The sequence below is a fragment of the Rhizobium sp. AN68 genome, assembly GCF_030758035.1.
GTDB classification, from domain to species: domain Bacteria; phylum Pseudomonadota; class Alphaproteobacteria; order Rhizobiales; family Rhizobiaceae; genus Agrobacterium; species Agrobacterium tumefaciens.
Window position 1 is genome coordinate 2,041,662 of sequence record NZ_JARWMI010000002.1, and the last position, 16,676, is coordinate 2,058,337.

Annotated in this window: 15 protein-coding genes; 2 read left to right on the forward strand and 13 right to left on the reverse strand. The window is 58.7% G+C overall.

Annotated elements, in window-relative coordinates; translation table 11 throughout:
- Positions 1-78: 78 nt before the first annotated feature.
- The 11 genes from ehuA to RBH71_RS12745 all read right to left on the reverse strand — a co-directional run bounded on the left by ehuA (position 79) and on the right by RBH71_RS12745 (position 11,992).
- Positions 79-858 (reverse strand): ectoine/hydroxyectoine ABC transporter ATP-binding protein EhuA, encoded by a 780-nt coding sequence (gene ehuA / locus RBH71_RS12695; protein WP_111803092.1) that lies wholly within the window; start codon positions 856-858, stop codon positions 79-81.
- On the reverse strand, positions 855-1,547 hold the full coding sequence (gene ehuD / locus RBH71_RS12700; RefSeq protein ID WP_004431448.1) for an ectoine/hydroxyectoine ABC transporter permease subunit EhuD: 693 nt from the start codon (positions 1,545-1,547) through the stop codon (positions 855-857). Before ehuD ends, ehuA begins: the two co-directional genes overlap by 4 nt.
- A 12-nt stretch (positions 1,548-1,559) precedes the next feature.
- Positions 1,560-2,225 (reverse strand): ectoine/hydroxyectoine ABC transporter permease subunit EhuC, encoded by a 666-nt coding sequence (ehuC, locus tag RBH71_RS12705; RefSeq protein ID WP_019566767.1) that lies wholly within the window; start codon positions 2,223-2,225, stop codon positions 1,560-1,562.
- A gap of 60 nt (positions 2,226-2,285) precedes the next feature.
- Positions 2,286-3,137 (reverse strand): ectoine/hydroxyectoine ABC transporter substrate-binding protein EhuB, encoded by an 852-nt coding sequence (gene ehuB / locus RBH71_RS12710; RefSeq protein WP_004431450.1) that lies wholly within the window; start codon positions 3,135-3,137, stop codon positions 2,286-2,288.
- A gap of 60 nt (positions 3,138-3,197) precedes the next feature.
- On the reverse strand, positions 3,198-4,211 hold the full coding sequence (doeB, locus tag RBH71_RS12715; protein WP_111803091.1) for a N(2)-acetyl-L-2,4-diaminobutanoate deacetylase DoeB: 1,014 nt from the start codon (positions 4,209-4,211) through the stop codon (positions 3,198-3,200).
- A 3-nt stretch (positions 4,212-4,214) separates the two neighbouring features.
- Positions 4,215-5,393, reverse strand: a complete 1,179-nt coding sequence (gene doeA / locus RBH71_RS12720) for an ectoine hydrolase DoeA (RefSeq protein ID WP_323687357.1) — start codon at positions 5,391-5,393, stop codon at positions 4,215-4,217.
- Positions 5,390-6,403 carry an ectoine utilization protein EutC gene (gene eutC / locus RBH71_RS12725; RefSeq protein ID WP_111803090.1) on the reverse strand — a complete coding sequence of 338 codons (1,014 nt, stop codon included), beginning with the start codon at positions 6,401-6,403 and terminating at the stop codon, positions 5,390-5,392. Before eutC ends, doeA begins: the two co-directional genes overlap by 4 nt.
- Complete coding sequence (gene eutB, locus RBH71_RS12730) at positions 6,400-7,419, reverse strand: hydroxyectoine utilization dehydratase EutB (protein ID WP_162687009.1); 1,020 nt, start codon at positions 7,417-7,419, stop codon at positions 6,400-6,402. The genes eutC and eutB overlap by 4 nt, the downstream gene beginning before the upstream one ends.
- Before the next feature lie 68 nt (positions 7,420-7,487).
- A complete protein-coding gene (locus RBH71_RS12735; RefSeq protein ID WP_111827880.1) occupies positions 7,488-8,936 on the reverse strand; it encodes a PLP-dependent aminotransferase family protein in 1,449 nt (482 codons plus the stop codon).
- A 159-nt stretch (positions 8,937-9,095) separates the two neighbouring features.
- Positions 9,096-10,499 carry an aspartate aminotransferase family protein gene (locus RBH71_RS12740; protein ID WP_111827879.1) on the reverse strand — a complete coding sequence of 468 codons (1,404 nt, stop codon included), beginning with the start codon at positions 10,497-10,499 and terminating at the stop codon, positions 9,096-9,098.
- A 14-nt stretch (positions 10,500-10,513) separates the two neighbouring features.
- Entirely contained in the window at positions 10,514-11,992 is a 1,479-nt protein-coding gene (locus tag RBH71_RS12745) for an NAD-dependent succinate-semialdehyde dehydrogenase (protein ID WP_112176517.1), read from the reverse strand.
- A 120-nt stretch (positions 11,993-12,112) separates the two neighbouring features.
- Between RBH71_RS12745 and RBH71_RS12750 the strand changes: the two genes are divergently transcribed.
- Complete coding sequence (locus tag RBH71_RS12750; RefSeq protein ID WP_035200482.1) at positions 12,113-12,580, forward strand: Lrp/AsnC family transcriptional regulator; 468 nt, start codon at positions 12,113-12,115, stop codon at positions 12,578-12,580.
- Between the two features lie 604 nt (positions 12,581-13,184).
- Positions 13,185-14,321 carry a polysaccharide biosynthesis/export family protein gene (locus tag RBH71_RS12755; RefSeq protein ID WP_111803088.1) on the forward strand — a complete coding sequence of 379 codons (1,137 nt, stop codon included), beginning with the start codon at positions 13,185-13,187 and terminating at the stop codon, positions 14,319-14,321.
- An 11-nt stretch (positions 14,322-14,332) separates the two neighbouring features.
- Here the strand turns inward: RBH71_RS12755 and RBH71_RS12760 are convergent, their stop codons facing one another.
- Complete coding sequence (locus RBH71_RS12760) at positions 14,333-15,220, reverse strand: protein kinase domain-containing protein (protein ID WP_162632797.1); 888 nt, start codon at positions 15,218-15,220, stop codon at positions 14,333-14,335.
- Positions 15,210-16,622, reverse strand: a complete 1,413-nt coding sequence (tagF, locus tag RBH71_RS12765; RefSeq protein WP_111827877.1) for a type VI secretion system-associated protein TagF — start codon at positions 16,620-16,622, stop codon at positions 15,210-15,212. The genes RBH71_RS12760 and tagF overlap by 11 nt, the downstream gene beginning before the upstream one ends.
- Positions 16,623-16,676 lie beyond the last annotated feature (54 nt).

The following is a 16,676-nucleotide window of genomic DNA, read 5'->3' on the forward strand; positions in this document are numbered from 1 at the left end:
GACCCACTTGAACAAGGAAAACGACGCGTCGTAATGCTGCCTAATGGTTGGCTGTTTCTCGCGCCTGTGAGAATGCTGTTACCTGAGAACTGATGACAGGAACTCGCGGGTCCTTTCTTCCTTTGGTGCGCCGAAGATTTCTTCTGGCGTTCCTTGCTCACAAATACGCCCTTTGTCGAAGAAGCAGACCCGGTCCGACACTTCCCGAGCGAAACGCATCTCGTGGGTAACAAGTAACATGGTCAAATCGTGCTCGTGGGCCAGGCCACGGATGACGGAAAGCACTTCGCCGACCAGCTGGGGGTCTAGGGCGGAGGTTGGTTCGTCAAAAAGCAGGACACGCGGGCGCATGGCAAGAGAGCGGGCAATCGCGACACGCTGCTGCTGGCCGCCGGAAAGCTGCACTGGATAGTGATCCTTCTTGTCGGCCAGGCCAACCATCTTCAGGAGTTCGATCGCCCGTGCTTCTGCCTCCGGACGGGCAATGCCCAGTACACGCACCGGCGCCTCCACGATGTTGCGCAGCACCGTCATATGAGGGAAGAGGTTGAAGCTCTGAAAAACCATGCCGACGTGGTTACGGATCTGGCGCAGGTGTTTTTCCGAGGCTTGGAAGGGGCCTTTGCCGCCGGCCTGATGGTAGGAAATGTCCGCCAGCGTCAGCTTTCCCTCCTGGAACGGTTCCAGCGTCATGAGAATGCGCAGAACCGTCGACTTACCGGAGCCGGAAGGACCGATGAGAGTGACTTTTTCGCCTTTTGCCACGGTGAAATTGAACTGGTCGAGGACCGTCAAAATGCCGAACCGCTTTGTGACATCGGAAAATTCGATCAGCGGCTGATTGGTGTTGTTTGTCATCGCAAGGGTATTCCTGCTTTTGGAAGCGCCCTTTGCAGGCGGCTGAGGCCTGCTGAGCAGATTATGGTCAGAAGAAGGAAGATCAGGCCGACAAGCGTCAGCGGCACCAGATATTCGAAGGTGCGCTCGCCGATCATGTTTGCCAGCCCCATCATCTCTAGAACCGTGACGACGGAAAGCACCGGCGTTTCCTTGATCATGGCGACAAGATAGTTGCCCATGGCCGGAACTATGCGCGGGATGGCCTGCGGGATGATGATATCCCGATACGTCTGCATGCGCGTCAGATTAAGCGCAGTCGCGGCTTCCCACTGGCCATGATGCACCGCCTCCATGCCGCCGCGATAGACCTCAGACGTATAGGCGGCATATTGAAGGCCGAGCGCCAGCGCGCCGGTGAGAAACGCCGGCAGAACGATGCCGAATTCCGGAAGAACGTAGTAGAGGAAGAAAAGCTGCACCAGAAGCGGAGTGTCGCGAAGGAATTCGACAACAACTGCGGTCGGCCAGGAAATCAATTTCACCCGACTGCGGCGCAGCAGCGCAAAAACCAGCCCCAGAATAAGCGCGATGGCAAAGCCGGCGGCGGCTGCTTTCAGCGTTACCGTCAGGCCGATCAAAATGATGGGCAGGATCGAGGTCGTGTAGGTGATCCAGGTGGTCGTGTCCCATTCGTAACCATACATCATGACTGAATATCCTTACGAATGGCGAGTGCGCGGAAACACATTGCCGCGCCGCACGACATGTTCGATCACCCGGATGATGGCCATCAGGATCAGCGACATCGCGAAATAACAGAGGAGTGTGATCGAATAGATGCTGGTGCTATCCAGCGTCAGGTTGCGGATCGACTGTGCCGCGAAGGTGAGGTCGGCAATCGAGATCAGCGATACGAGTGAGGAAAGCTTCAGCGTTTCGATGGCCAGATTGCCGAAGGACGGCATCATCTCGACGATCGCCTGCGGCAAGGAAATGCGAAACAGCGTCTGCATCCGTGTGAAGTTCAGCGCTCGTGCGGCTTCCAGCTGCTGCACCGAAACGGAAGATAACGCGCCGCGAACGATCTCGGCGCCATACCCACCCGCATGGGCGGCGAGCACCATGACGCCGGTGGTGACCGGATCGAAACTCAGACCGACGAGCGGCAGCGCGTAATAGAACCAGAAAAGCTGGACCAGCAGCGAGGTGCCGCGAAACACCTCCGTGTAGCACAATGCGACTGTCGAGAGGATTGGTCCACCCTCGACGCGAAGAATGCCGAAGAAAAAGGCGAGTACCGTGCCGACAACAAGTGCTGCGAGCGTAATCGTCATGGTGACGACGGCGCCTTGCCACAACATCGGCAGGTAGGCGGTCATGTCCATCTGGAGTGTTCCCGAGTTCATGGTAATCGGCGCCCGGTAACGCCCGGGCGCCGGCTGGCGTCATTTTCCGGCGCAGAGATCGGCGACCTTCTTTTCGGCCGCGGCCGCGATACTCTGTTCGGAGAGGCCGTATTTTGCGAGGATTTTCTTGTAGTCGTCGGTCTTGCGGAATTCGACGAGCGCGGCGTTGAAGGCGTCACGCAATTCTTTGTCCTCCGGCCGGAAAGCGAAACCGCCGTAGTTGCGCACAGGCGCATCCTTCACGACAGGATCAACGAAGGGCTTCACCTGCTCGACATTGGCTTGGCCCTTGGCCAGTTCTGACACTGTCAGTTCCGTGGCGGCATAGGCATCGGCGCGGCTCTGGACAGTGGGGATGGCATCTGCATTGGCAGGGATGAAGACGATCTGATCTTCCTTGACGCCGACGGCGCGCAGGAAGTCTACATTGTTGGCGCCAGATACGACGGCGACCTTCAATGCAGGATCCTTGGCAATATCGGCATAGGTGGTCAGCTTTTTAGGATTGCCTTTCTTCACCAGCAGGCCTTCGCCATAGGACGAGTTCGGTTCGGTGAAGGCCACCTGCTTGCAGCGCTCGGGCGAAATGTTCTGTTCGGCGGCTGCGAAATCGAAGCGACGCGCCTTCAGCCCGGGGATCAGCGTGCCGAATGGGGTCACCGTCCAGTTGACCTCCTCGATGCCCATCGATTTCAGAACTGCATTCGCGACATCGGGGCCGATGCCGGCAGAGGTGCCGTCGGGCTGCATGTATGAATAGGGCACTTCATTGGCAGTCGCTGCGCGAATGTAGCCTTGCTTCTTCACCTCCTCGAGGGTGAGTGCGCTGACCGCTGTCACGCTGATGGAAAGAGCAAGGGCGGAAAGCCCGGCGAGTTTTGTCATATTCATGTTCTAACTCCTCTGGTTGGGTTGCGTGGTCCGTTTTCGGATCTCACTTCATTCTTCGGACTAGGGATTCTCCGTGACCGTGGCGATGACGGAAAGGCAGTCGCCGGCCTTGATGAGGCCGGGAACGTGGCGCGCTGCGAGCACGCCACTGATAGAGGCGCGGTATTCGACCGGCGCAAGACCGGTTTTTCCAACAGGGTAGACCCTAGCGATGGTTTCACCTGCCGTGACCGTGTCGCCGAGATCGCGGACAAAGACGACGAGCCCGTCATCTTCGGCAAAGGTGAAGCAATCGCTGGAGGGCATATCCAGCCAGCGGCTCGGCGCCGGCACCGCGGCGCCGGTCAGGATGCCTGCATGGCGCAGCAGGTTGATGGTACCTTTGCGGGCGATGTCGATCGATTTTGCGCTGGCCGTGCCCGCGCCGCCAAGCTCGGTGGTGACAAAGACCTTTCCCAGTTCCTCGGCCGTCGTGTCCAGCATGCCGACGGCGTCAATCTCCAGCATCTTCATCGAATAGGGGGCAGCAAAAGCTGCCACCGCCTCAAAGCACCGGGCTTCCTGTATCTTGTCAGGTAATTCGTGAGCGGCAGCGTAAGGCAGGAAATCAAGCGTCCTGCCGCCTGAATGAAAATCAAGAACGATATCCGCGAGCGGTAACAATTGACGGGTCACGTAATCGGCGATCTTCTCCGTCACGGAACCGTCGGGCCGACCGGGAAAGCTGCGATTGAGGTTCCCGCGGTCGATCGGCGAGGTGCGTGTTCCCGCGCGAAAGGCCGGATAGTTAAGCGCTGGCACGATGATGATACGCCCGCTGACGTCATCTGGATCGAGTGTGTGGGCAAGTTCGAAGAGTGCGGCCGGCCCCTCATATTCGTCGCCGTGATTGGCGCCGGTCAAAAGGGCTGTCGGCCCCTCGCCGTTGGCGATCACGCAGATCGGGATCATTACCGACCCCCATGCACTGTCATCGCGGCTGTATGGTAGCCGCAGATGACCGTGCTGCACGCCTTTCTTGTCAAAATCGACTGACGACGTGATAGGTGAGGGGCGTAGCGCGGTGCTTAACATCGCTCAGCCTTTCACGAACAGTTGCCGCGGCACATTGGAGAGGCATTCGACACCCGTTTCGGTAATGGCGATACTCTCGGTGATTTCGAGCCCCATGTCGTCTAGCCACAAACCGGTCATGAAATGGAACGTCATACCGGGCTTCAGCTCCGTGCGGTCGCCGGGGCGCAGGCTCATGGTGCGCTCGCCCCAGTCCGGCGGATAAGAGAGGCCGATGGGATAACCGGTTCGGTTGTCCTTGATGATCCCGTATTTTTTTAGCACCGCAAAAAACCCATTGGCGATATCTTCGCAGGTATTGCCGGGTTTGGCAGCCGCAAGACCGGCCTCCATGCCCTCAAGCGTGGCCTTCTCCGCATCAAGGAACGCCTTCGTCGGCTTGCCGAGAAAGACAGTGCGAGAGAGCGGGCAATGATAACGGCGATAAGCGCCGGCGATTTCAAAGAAGGTGCCTTCGCCCAAGCGCATCGGCTTGTCGTCCCATGTCAGATGCGGAGCAGAAGCATCGGCACCCGACGGGAGCAACGGTACGATCGCGGGATAATCCCCGCCGAATTCCGCGGTGCCACGAATGCCGGCATCGTAGATCTCGGCGACGAGATCGCATTTGCGCATGCCCGGCTCGACTACGTCAACGATACGTTTGTGCATCAGCTCGACGATCTTGCCGGCCTTGCGCATATAGTCGAGTTCGGTCGGGCTTTTGACCGCGCGCTGCCAGTTTACAAGACCGGCGGCATCCTTGAAGCGGGCGTTCGGCAGATGTTTCCGCAAGGATGCAAAGGCAGCAGCCGAGAAATAATAATTGTCCATCTCAACGCCGAACGACAGGCCTGACCAGCCCCGGTCATCGACGATCTTCGACAACAGATCCATCGGATGCCGTTCGGTCGATTGAACGTAGTGGTCAGGATAACCGATGATGTTGTCCTGGGCGAGGTAGGCGGTGCGCTTGGCGCCATTGGCATCCTGCTTGCGGCCATACCAGATCGGCTCGCCTTGCGGCGGCACGAGCACGCATTGGTGGACATAGAAGGACCAGCCGTCATAGCCCGTCAGCCAATGCATGTTGGATGGGTCGGTGACGACAAGCAGGTCGATGCCTGCCTTTTCCATGGCGTCGCGGGTTTTGGACAGGCGCGCGGCATATTCCTCGCGCGTAAAGTTCAGCGTTACGCTCACGCTGCGTCTCCCATTTTCACACTGTTTTCGATGATTTGGCCGCTGCCGGCGTCTTTTGCGCGGGTAAAGGCGAGATTGGCGATGGCGGTGTCCTGCACTCCGGTGCCGGTCAGATCGGCAAAGGTGATGTCGTCCCTCGATACGCGCCCGCGTGCCTTGCCAGCGATGACAGCACCGAGCTCGGTGAATTCTTGATCCTGCGTTACAGGCCCCGCGGCGATAGCGTGGTGCAATTCACCGAGAATTTGGGTCTGCGAAAGCCGGTCTGCGATATAGCGCGCCCTGGAAAATACGGCCGGATCGATCTCGTTCTTGTGTTCGGCGTCCGATCCCATGGCCGTCAGATGCTGGCCTTCTTCAAGCCAGCCGGCAAACAGTATCGGCTTTTCGGCTGGCGTCGTGGTCACGACGATGTCGGCGCCCCGGACAGCGGTCTGCGGATCGGCCGCGGCGATGACCTCTATTCCGTGTTCGCGTGCCAGATCGCCTGCGAGCACCTCGGCCTTTTGATGGTCACGAGCCCAGATGCGTGCGGATTGAATGGGTCGCACCAGTTTCAGCGCATCGAACTGCAGACGGGCTTGCATGCCCGCTCCGAAAATTGCTGCGACGGAAGCGTGTTCGCGGGCGAGATGCCGTGCTGCGACCGCCCCGGCTGCGGCGGTACGCACATCTGTGAGATAGCCGTTATCGAGAAGAAGGGCCTCCACCAGTCCGGTCCTTGCGCTGAAGAGGATCATCAGCCCGTTGAGGCTCGGCAGACCGAGTTTGGGATTGTCGAAAAAGCCGGGGCTGACCTTGATGGCGAAACCGTCAAAACCCGGCACATAAGCCGTCTTTACATCCACCTCGCCACGAAACTCTGGTATATCGAGCCGCAAGATCGGCGGCATGGCGACCGCTTCGGTTGCGAGCGCTGCAAAGGCCTGCTCCACGCACTCGACTGCCGACAGGTCGAGCTTCACGACAGCGCGCAGATCTTTTTCGGTTAGGATCGTGATTTGGCTCATGCGGCAGGCCCTTCGATGATCGTCTTGTGAACCGCCGGATCGATATTTCCACCCGACACGATGATCGCGGTTGGGCCGGTGATGTCCACCTTGCCGAAGAGGATCGCCGCGAAACCGACTGCGCCGGCACCCTCGACCGTCAGACCTTCTTCATGCGTCGCATGGCGGATGCCGGCTGCGATCTCTTCCTCGGATACCAGCACGATCTCGTCGAGAAGAGATTGGCAGAGCGCAAATGTGATCCGGTTTTTCAATCCAATCCCCCCTCCCAGCGAATCCGCCAGCGTTTCTTCTTCCTGGATGGTGACGGGCCGCCCGGCAGTGACTGACGCATGCATGGCCGCGCCCCGCTGCATGGAAACGCCGATGACACGTGCCTCCGGCTTCAGCGCCTTCACCGCAACGGCGATACCGCCCGCAAGGCCACCGCCCGATAGAGGAACGAGAATTGTCTCCAGTTCAGGCATGTTTTCGACGACCTCGAGGCCGATAGTGCCCTGGCCGGCCACGACGTCGGCGTGATCGAAAGGCGGGATAGCGGTCAAGCCTCTGCTTTTGGTCAGGCGCTCCACTTCCTCCTGCGCATCATCCTGTGATCTGCCGACAATCCGGATTTCCGCGCCGAGCGCGCGGATCGCCTCCACCTTGTTTGCCGGCACCAGCGCCGACATGCAGATTGTGGCGGGGATGCCGAGTTTGTCTGCGGCATAGGCCACGGCCCGGCCATGATTGCCCGTCGAGGCGGTGACGAGGCCACGCTGGCGCGTCGTATCGTCTAGCGAGAGAATGGCGTTCATCGCGCCGCGCAGTTTGAAGGCGCCGATGGGCTGAAGGGTTTCAAGTTTGAGATGAACGGGATGACCACAGCGCTCAGTGAGAAAGTCCGAGCGAACCAGCGGTGTGCGCTCCACCTGTCCCGCAAGCCGCGCCGCTGCTCGCTTTATCGCGGCCAGTGAGACTGGAAGCAAGTTGTCGGCGGCGGATATGGACAGGTTTTCGCTCTTCATGATTGTCATGTTGAGAGCGAAATAAAATCATGTCAATTATTATATTGTAATGATTCAATGATTTTCGGCTGGCAACTTCAGCCGATTGACCCGATATCGTAGACCGGCGGCAGTTGCTCGAATGTCTGCCGCACGATGGTCAAAGCCCTGGCGAGGCTTGCATGATTGAGGCGGCCGCCGAGGCATATGCGAATGCCGCCGCCATGGCTAGGACCGGCAATAAATGGTTCTGACGGGGTTACCGCGACGTTCTGGTTCGTGAGCGCGCGCACCAGTCCGTCCTCCGTCCAGCGCCGCGGAACCTTCAGCCAGGCGCAGAGGGAGAGGGGGTGGGTCGACCCTATATGGTGGCCCAGTATGTCCATGGCGATTTTCTGCCGCGCACGGGCCTCGGTGCGCTGGACATCCAGCAGCAGCCGTGCCGTTCCGTTTTCGACCCAACGGGTAGCGATCTCGGCCGTGAGATATGTCCCGCTCCAGCTCGACACTCGCAGAATGGAGGCGGCGCGGATGGAATAGGCGGGTGGCACGACGAGATAACCGACGCGCAGCCCTGTCAACACTGTCTTGGTGAAGCTGGTGACGAAGAAGCCCAGATCAGGCAGCATTTCGGTGATGGATGGCAGATCATCCTCGATCATCGGACGGTAGACCTCGTCCTCGATGACAAAAATGCCGTACCGCTCGGCAATTGCGGCGATTGCCTGCCTTCGCGCTGCGCCCGACACATGCCCGGTCGGGTTGTTAAGCGTGGGAATGAGCACCAGAGCGCGGACACCTCCGGCTGCGCAGGCGGCCTCCAGCGCTTCGGGCAAAATGCCTTCTTCGTCGGTGGGTAAGCCCTTTAGGCTGAAGCCGAGAATATTAGACAGGCCGATAATGCCGTGGTCGGTCAGGTTTTCACAGAGCACCACGTCATTAGAGCGGATAATGCAGCTCAGAGCGAGAAAAATGCCGTGCGCCGCGCCATTGGTGACAAGAATGCGTTCTGGGCCGGCTGTCACGCCCATCATGCCAAGCCATGTTCTGGCCGTTTCGCGATGGCTCTCGAGGCCCGCGACCGGCCGGCAGGGGCGCATGAAGCCAGAATTATCACCATCGGCCATCTCGCGAAGAATGGCGCGCGAGGCATTTTCATGGTCATCGAGATAAACGCCGCGAATGATGGATAGATCGAGCACCTCGGTTGGGCTGTGATCAAGCATCATGCGACCAGCCCGCTCCGTCACCCGCGTCTTCACGAAGGTTCCGCGGCCAATTTCGCCGCTAAGATAACCTAGCCGCTCCGCCTCCTTGTAGGAAAGGCTGACCGTCTGGACAGAAAGGCCGAGTTCGCGGGCCAGATCGCGGTGTGTCGGCATGCGGTCCATCGGCTTCAGAACGCCGGCGTCGATATCAGCAATGATGCGTTCCGTCAGTGCAGAGTGTTTCGTTTCGCCTTTCTGCTTAGCTAGCGTCGGTCGCCATGCCACCGGTCTCGTTGTGGAAACTGGATCTGGGCTGGGTGAATTGGCTTGACGACGCATGAAATTGTCTCGTTTTCGACGAAGGTAATTTCATGACATTATGCATGCTTCTATAAAAAGATGAAGCCTTATGCAGCGCAGACAGCAACTGCGCTGCAAAGAGGCGCAGTTGCCGTCGAAATGAGCAGCATTTGCGACGTTGAAAACTGAAGCTGCCGATCAGATTTTCTCGCCGGCCTGGACCAGATCATCCATGACACTGCGGACAGCGGCTTCAGCAATGGCGATGATCTCGTCGACTTCCTCCCGGGTCGTAACGAGCGGCGGTGCAAAGCCCAGAATATCGCCATGCGGCATGGCGCGTGCTATGAGACCGCCGTTGCGCGCTGCCTTGGAAACGCGTGCACCCACCGTGAGTTGAGGGGCAAAACGCGTCTTTTTTTCCCGGTCCGCCACGAATTCGATAGCGCCCATCAGTCCCACGCCGCGCACCTCGCCGACGATCGGAAGCTGGGCGAACTTCGCCTTCAGTTGTTCCTGGAAATAGCTGCCAACGGCTCGTGCATTGCCTGGCAGGTCTTCCTTTTCGACGATGTCGAGCACGGCGTTTGCAGCCGCCGCTCCGATAGGATGGCCGGAATAGGTGTAGCCGTGGGAGAAGGCGCCGACGCGATCCGCGCCTTCCTCCATCACCTTGTAGACTTTCTCCCCGACGATGGCTCCGGAAAGCGGGAAATAGGCCGAGGTCAGGCCTTTGGCGACGGTGATCAGATCCGGCTCGATGCCGTAATGCTGTGAACCAAACATCGAACCCGTGCGGCCGAAGCCGGTGATAACCTCATCGGCAATCAACAGGATATCGTATTTTTTGAGAACCTCCTGAATGGCCGGCCAGTAACCTTCCGGCGGCGGTGTGATACCGCCCGTTCCGAGCACCGGCTCGGCGATGAATGCACCAATCGTGTCCGGTCCTTCGCGCAGAATAAGCGCGTCCAGCTCTTCCGCGCGCCGCCTCGAAAATTCCAGCTCCGTCTCACCGGCTTCTGCGCCCCAATAGTGATGCGGAACGCCTGTATGCAGGATGCCGGCCCGTGGAAGGTCCATATGGTCGTGATAAAAACTCATGCCGGTCATTGAGCCGGAAACCACGCTGCAGCCGTGATATCCCCGTTCGCGGGAGATGATTTTCTTCTTTTGCGGCTTGCCGCGCAGATTGTTGTAATACCAAACGAGCTTGGCCTGTGTCTCGTTGGCGTCTGACCCTGACATGCCGTAGAAGACCTTGCTCATTTTGCCTGGTGCCATTCTGACGAGGCGATCGGAAAGGATGGCCAGCTCATCCGTCGTGTGGGCGGCATAGGAATGATAATAGGCAAGGCGGTAGGCCTGGCGTGAAATCGCCTCAGCCACCTCGGTACGTCCATAACCGACATTAACGCAATAAAGACCGGCGAAACCGTCGATCAACTGCTTGCCGTGCGCGTCCTGAATGCGGATGCCCTTGCCGGTTTCGACAATGGTGGGCTCGCCGAGTTTGCCGCTGGCAAAATCCTTGAGCTGCGTGAAAGGGTGCAAAACGGCGTTTCGATCCATTTCCGCAATATTCTTGATGTCGATTGTCATAGGCGAGTTCCTTTTCACGCAGCCAAGTTGCCGAAGCAGACATATTTGGGTTCGAGATATTCCATGAGGCCATGACGCGAGCCCTCACGACCAAGTCCGGATTGTTTCCAGCCGCCGAAGGGAACGGGCGCGCCGGTAAATTTCGGCGTGTTGACGGCGACCATGCCATATTCCAGTTGATGCGTCAGACGCATCGCCCGGCCGAGATCGTTGGTGTAGAGATAGGCCGCGAGCCCCATCTCCGTCGAATTGGCGCGCCGCACGACTTCCCGCTCGTCATCGAATGGCAAGATCGCGGCAACCGGACCGAAGGTCTCCTCCCGCGCGATCAGCATGTCGTCTGTGACATCGGCCAGCACGGTCGGGTTGACGAAATTGCCGCCGAGCGGACTGTCCTGCCCGCCGCAGATGAGTTGTGCACCGGCAGAGAGCGCCTGCGCGATTTGCTTGCGGCACTTTTCAGCGACGGAGGGGCGTGTCATCGGCCCTATATCGATGCCAGCCTCAAAACCGTGGCCGACCTTGAGTTCGGCGCTTGCCTTGCCGAACTGACTGACGAAGCGGTCATAAATACCTCGCTGGACGTAGATCCGGTTGGCAGCGAGGCAGTCCTGCCCCGATGTTGCGAATTTCGCCCCGATGCAACCTTTTACGGCTTTGGAGACATCGGCGTCGTCGAACAGGATGAAGGGCGCGTGACCTCCAAGTTCCAGCGAGGCTTTCTTGATGGTCGCCGCCGATTGCGCCAGCAAAATACGACCGATTTCAGTCGAGCCGGTAAAGGAAAATGCGCGTACATCGGTGTGTTGCAACAGGCGGTGCGCAAGTGGTGCAGCGTGACCGGTGATAACCTGGAACACGCCGGCAGGCATTTCAGCTTCCTCAGCGAGCTTTGCCAAAGCGAGCGCCGAGAGGGGTGTTTCAGGCGCCGGTTTGACGATCATTGTGCAACCAGCGGCAAGCGCTGCGCCCGCTTTGCGGGTGATCATAGCAGAGGGAAAGTTCCAAGGCGTGATTGCCACGGTGACGCCTAGCGGCTGCATCTGGACCGAGACACGGCTGTCGGGCAAATGGCTCGGTATCGTCTCGCCGTAGGCGCGCTCGCCTTCGCCGGCAAACCAATCAAGGAAATTGGCAGCGTAAGCAATCTCACCAAGCGATTCCGAGAGCGGCTTGCCCTGTTCTGCCGTCATTATGACGGCGAGGTCATGCGCGTTGTTGCGCATCAACTTGCCCCATTCACGCAAGATCTGCCCGCGTTCGGTTGGAAGCTTGTCGCGCCAGTCTAGAAAGGCATTTTTCGCGGTATTGACGGCATCATCCGCATCCTCAAGCGAGCATGCCGCCACACCGATGAGATATTCTCCGGTCGCCGGATCAATGACACCGAGCGTTTCATCGCGAGCAACCCAACTGCCATGGAGAAAAGCGCGCTGCTCGATCAAATCGGGCCGCCGCAGGTTTTTTAATGCAGTGCTTGCAATACTTTTCATAAGGAGCTCCCGGTAGATTTACAGGGAGACTAATCAAGCGCATTGATCGGTTGACTGCGTTAATTATATCGTTCAAGCCGGAATTTCGCTTATTTTAGGTTCCATACGCAGGATTTGTGCATGCATACTCTCGATAGAGCGGACAAGGCGTTGCTTGAGGCCGTTCAAAAAAACAATCGCCTTACGTCGGAAGAGCTGGCGCAACTCGTCAATCTTTCGCCGACCGCATGCCAGCGGCGCCTCAAACGTCTGCGCGAAGATGGCGTCATCGAAGCGGATGTCGCCATCGTGTCGCCGAAGGCGGTTGGGCGAGGTATTACCATGATCGTGCTCGTTTCACTGGAGCGCGAACGCGCAGATATTGTCGATCGCTTCAAGGCGGCCATCCGCGCGACCCGGGAAGTGATGATCGGATATTATGTGACGGGAGACGCCGACTTCATTCTGGTCATCACTGCCAAGGACATGGAGGACTATGAGGCCTTTACCCGGCGGTTCTTTTACGAAAACCACGATATCAAGGGCTTCAAGACCATGGTCGTCATGGACCGGGTAAAGGCCGGATTCTCCTTTCCGATCGAGGTTTGACGACTTGCGGTTCACAGGTCTCGCCACCAGATGTCCGGGGTGGTTGAAAAGGCTGATGAATGTTTCCTGAGACCTCTCTACCCATCCAGACCTAGCGGCTAACCCTTCGCCGTTTTGAGCCTACGGATTTCGACGCCTATGCCACGTATCACAGGCGCGGCGACGCCTATCTCCCCTATACGCCTCGCGGAAAATTGACCTCGGTTAGGACAGGTTAACACGCTGGTCAATTTGCCGTTTCTTCGGCGTGGCGGGGGCAGCCTCCCGCGCCATGGAGGTGGTGGCATTCCAACGGTGTAAACAGGAAACAACTGCTTGGGATCGTTTTGAGGGCGGGCTGATTTCGGCGCTCCGCGATTGTTGAAGGCCTTGGCTCCTGCATCCGGTTTGGAGAAACCAATCGCCGCCACCGGAGTCGTTGTCCTGCTTATTTCTCATCGGTGCATTCTTGGAGTTTGCTTCGGCTGGATCCAAAAAGGTTGCGGAATGGTCACACCCTTTCTTTCGAGCGCAGGTTTTCCGTAAATTGCAACCGCTAAAGTTGTTGCGATGACGTGTCGGGATGTTATCTCTGCGTCAGGTTGAATCATTGAGGGGACGAGGGATGAAAAAGTTGGGGGCGATTTTGCTGATGGCTCTTTTGAGCGCATGTGCAAAGCCATCTGACGGACCGACCGCAGGCAACATCCGGTCTGCGACCCTGCCTCGAACCAACGAGAAAATTCCCGTCATCGAGCTGGCTAATGCATCGGCAACCACCGTTTCTGCTGGAAGCACGCAGAACGCCTCCGGGCCCGGCCTTAGCGCGCTTCGCAACACCGGTTACAACGCCCAGAGATTGCGGCGCGGCGACGTTATCGACATTACCGTGCTGGATACGGGAGAAGACGGACTTTTCTCCCCGACGCAGAGCAAGACGCTTAATCTCGGCCGCTTTACAGTGGATCAGAGCGGCTCGGTGAATATTCCTTTTGTTGGCAAACAGAGGGTTGTTGATTCCACACCCGAAGGGCTGCAATCGCAGGTCGTTGCCGGCCTCAAGGGGTCGGCCGTAAACCCGCAGGCCGTCGTTACTGTCGTCGATAAGCCGACGAGCGCCGTGATGCTCAGTGGTGCGGTGAAAAATCCCGGAAAGATCGTGCTCACCGCCCGGCAGGAGCGGGTGCTCGATGCGCTCAATCAAGCAGGTGGCCCTACTGTCGCTGCGGGCGCGGCCACGGTCACTGTCGTTCGCGGCTCGCAAAGGGCCAGCGCGCCTCTTGACCGCGTCATGCGGGAAGACCGTCAGAACATCCGCCTGTCACCGGATGATCAGATCATGGTCGATGGCGACGCGGCGAGCTACACCGCACTCGGCGCTTTCAAGAGTGCCGGTGAATTCCAGTTCGAGGCCGGAAAGCTGACCTTGGCGCAGGCCGTCGGCCGCGCCGGTGGCTTGCTGGATGACCGCGCAGACGCGCGCAATGTCTATGTCTTCCGCAATGAGATTGTTCAGGTTCCCGCCTCAAGGGTACCGGGCGCGAAAGGCCCGGTCGCGACGGCCACGACCATGCGGCCCGTGATCTATCACGTCAACATGCGCGACGCTTCCAGCATCGCCCTCATGCAGCTCTTCCAGATGCAGAAGGGTGATGTGCTCTATGCAAGCAACGCGCCGCTGGTGGATTCGGCAAAGCTGCTGACCGTGTTCCAGAAGAGTGTACCGACTGCGGCGGCGCCGCTTCCCGGCGGCGGCAACTGACCAATGAGGCGCTACAGAAGCTGTAAAGCCTCCATTGCCGATTGTGGGCGCAGAGCGGGATCATAATGGCAACAGGCCTGCGCAAAATCTGCGAGTCCTTGCGGTGACTGCGCCTTATCCGTTTCGATTAGCCGCCGGGCGAGCCTTCCCACGGCATATATGTCCTGATCCGGCTTTGCGGGTGCGCCTTGCATCTGTTCCGGCGGCGCAAATTCAGCCGAGGCCGCAAAACGCAGGCCCTTTTCCGCGTGTTTCCGGCCAATCTGCAGCGCGATGCCCAAGTCGCCCAGTCTTGCCGTTTCGAACTTGCCGTCCGACAGCAGAATATTGGCTGGGGTGACGTCGCAGTGCACATATCCAAGTGCATGTACTGCACTCAGGGCTTGCAGCACACGTCGAAGGATCACCATCGCCTGCGAGGCGACAATCGGTTGCGCAGATATGATCGATGCCAGTGAGTGCGCAAACCATGGCTGCAACAGGCCCGGCCGACCATCCGGCAACCGCAGAAGGGCGGATGTTTCCACGAGGCAGGGATGGCGCAGCGCGAGACCGATCTCGGCCTCGTCACATAAGCGTTGCAGCAGAACGGTGTCGTCCCTGCGGCCAGGCGGGACGGTTTTCAGCGCGTGCAGCGAGCCGAGATCGCGGTGGCGCAATTGGAGCAAAAGTGTCGTCTCGCTCTGGTAAGCTGTGAAATTCACGGCAAAGCTGTCCGCAATCCAGTCCGGTTTTTCGCCGGAAATATCTGGTAATTTTCGATCCAGTGCATTTCGGATCTGGTTGATCAGGTCTTGCTGCTCCTGATAGCTTCTTTCGCGCGTGCCCTCATGGCGGATGCTTTGCCATAGATCGGAAAAACGTGCGGCTACCTCCGAGTAGGCAGGTTCATTGTTCACGCCGGTTTCCAATCACAATAGCGCTTATATTCTCGCGGGCGTTTTCGATCAGCGCTTCCTGGACCAGGGCATTGGCGCAATCCTTGACCGGGGTGTTGAAGACGATCTCGGCAATGGCGCGTTCCCGGAGGATCTGCACCAGCGGGTAACTGCACAACAGGACCCTGTCCTGCAAACCCCACTCCTCGAAAACGATGTCCGGCCGGAACTGCTGGGAAAGCCCGACACATTGCGAAAGTTGCTTTCTCATGCCGACAACGACGTGATCGCGCGAAAGCGGGTGCATGGTGCCGTTTTTCAGGAGATAGGCGCGCGCATCACCGGACCACAGGACGCTCAGCCTGCGGCCGATGATCGAGGCGATGACAACGCTGGCCATCGGCCTGACATCGGCACCGGTCGTCTGGCGGGAGAGGAGCAGGCTGTTTATGGTGCCGAGCTTTCCCCTGATCTGTTGCGCCATCCTCTCCGGGTTTTCGACATCTGGCGTTTCCGCAAGAATATTCGTGGCGAAACGGGCGGCCTCTGCGGCGCTGTGTGAGTCACCTTGTCCATCCGCTATGGCGAAGAGGGACGGTGTCTGGGAAACGAATAGAGCGTCTGCATTCAGCGAAAGCCGCGTGCCCGGGTGTGTGGCATAGCTGTAGGTCACAGATGACGGCTGTTCCGCTGCCGGCGCAGGCGCTGGCACCACGGGCGGCATTTGCTGCTTTGTTTTCGCTTGCGCCGGTGCTGGAATTGGCGCTGGCGCTGAATGGTCCTCGTCGCCCTTTCCCGGCATGTCGCTAAAGAGACGCAGGAAATCGGACGCTTTGGGTTTGCCGTCAAATTTGAGGCCGCGGGCACGACGGCTGACGGGATCGATATACCACCAGAGGCTCGTCGGCATACGGCCGCGCACCATTTCCGGCACATCCTCCTCTTCCCGCGGCTTTGGCAGACGTAGTTTTTTGATCGAAGTCATAAACCGGGAGATGTCGAAATCGCCGGTCATCGATGTCTCCGCCAGCGCCTCCGCGGCCATGAACCAGGTGTCGTCGAGATAGAGGCTTCGTGGATGTTCGCGGAAGCCATTGAGCTGCGCGATTATGGCGAGCGGATATTTGCGTCCCACCCGGTCAGAACTCGGCATCATTACACCGACATAGGCGCAGTTTCCCCATATGCCGCGCTCGATGATGAAGCGTATGGGTGGCGACGAAGAGAATATTTCGGGCCATCGGCCCATAAACATATCCGCACAGGCGTGCATGCCGGATCGCATCCAGCCGTCAAAGGTACCGACCAATTCCCGCTCGAGCCCATCGGAGATGAAATCGCCATGGCTTGGAACCTTGCCGAAGAAACCGATGCGATCGCTTTCCGTCGCCGTTTGCGTGGACCTTGATGCCTGATCGGCCATCAGTTGCGATGACCCGCTGTCGTTATCGTGCCTGCCTTCATTCTAATCCCCTCC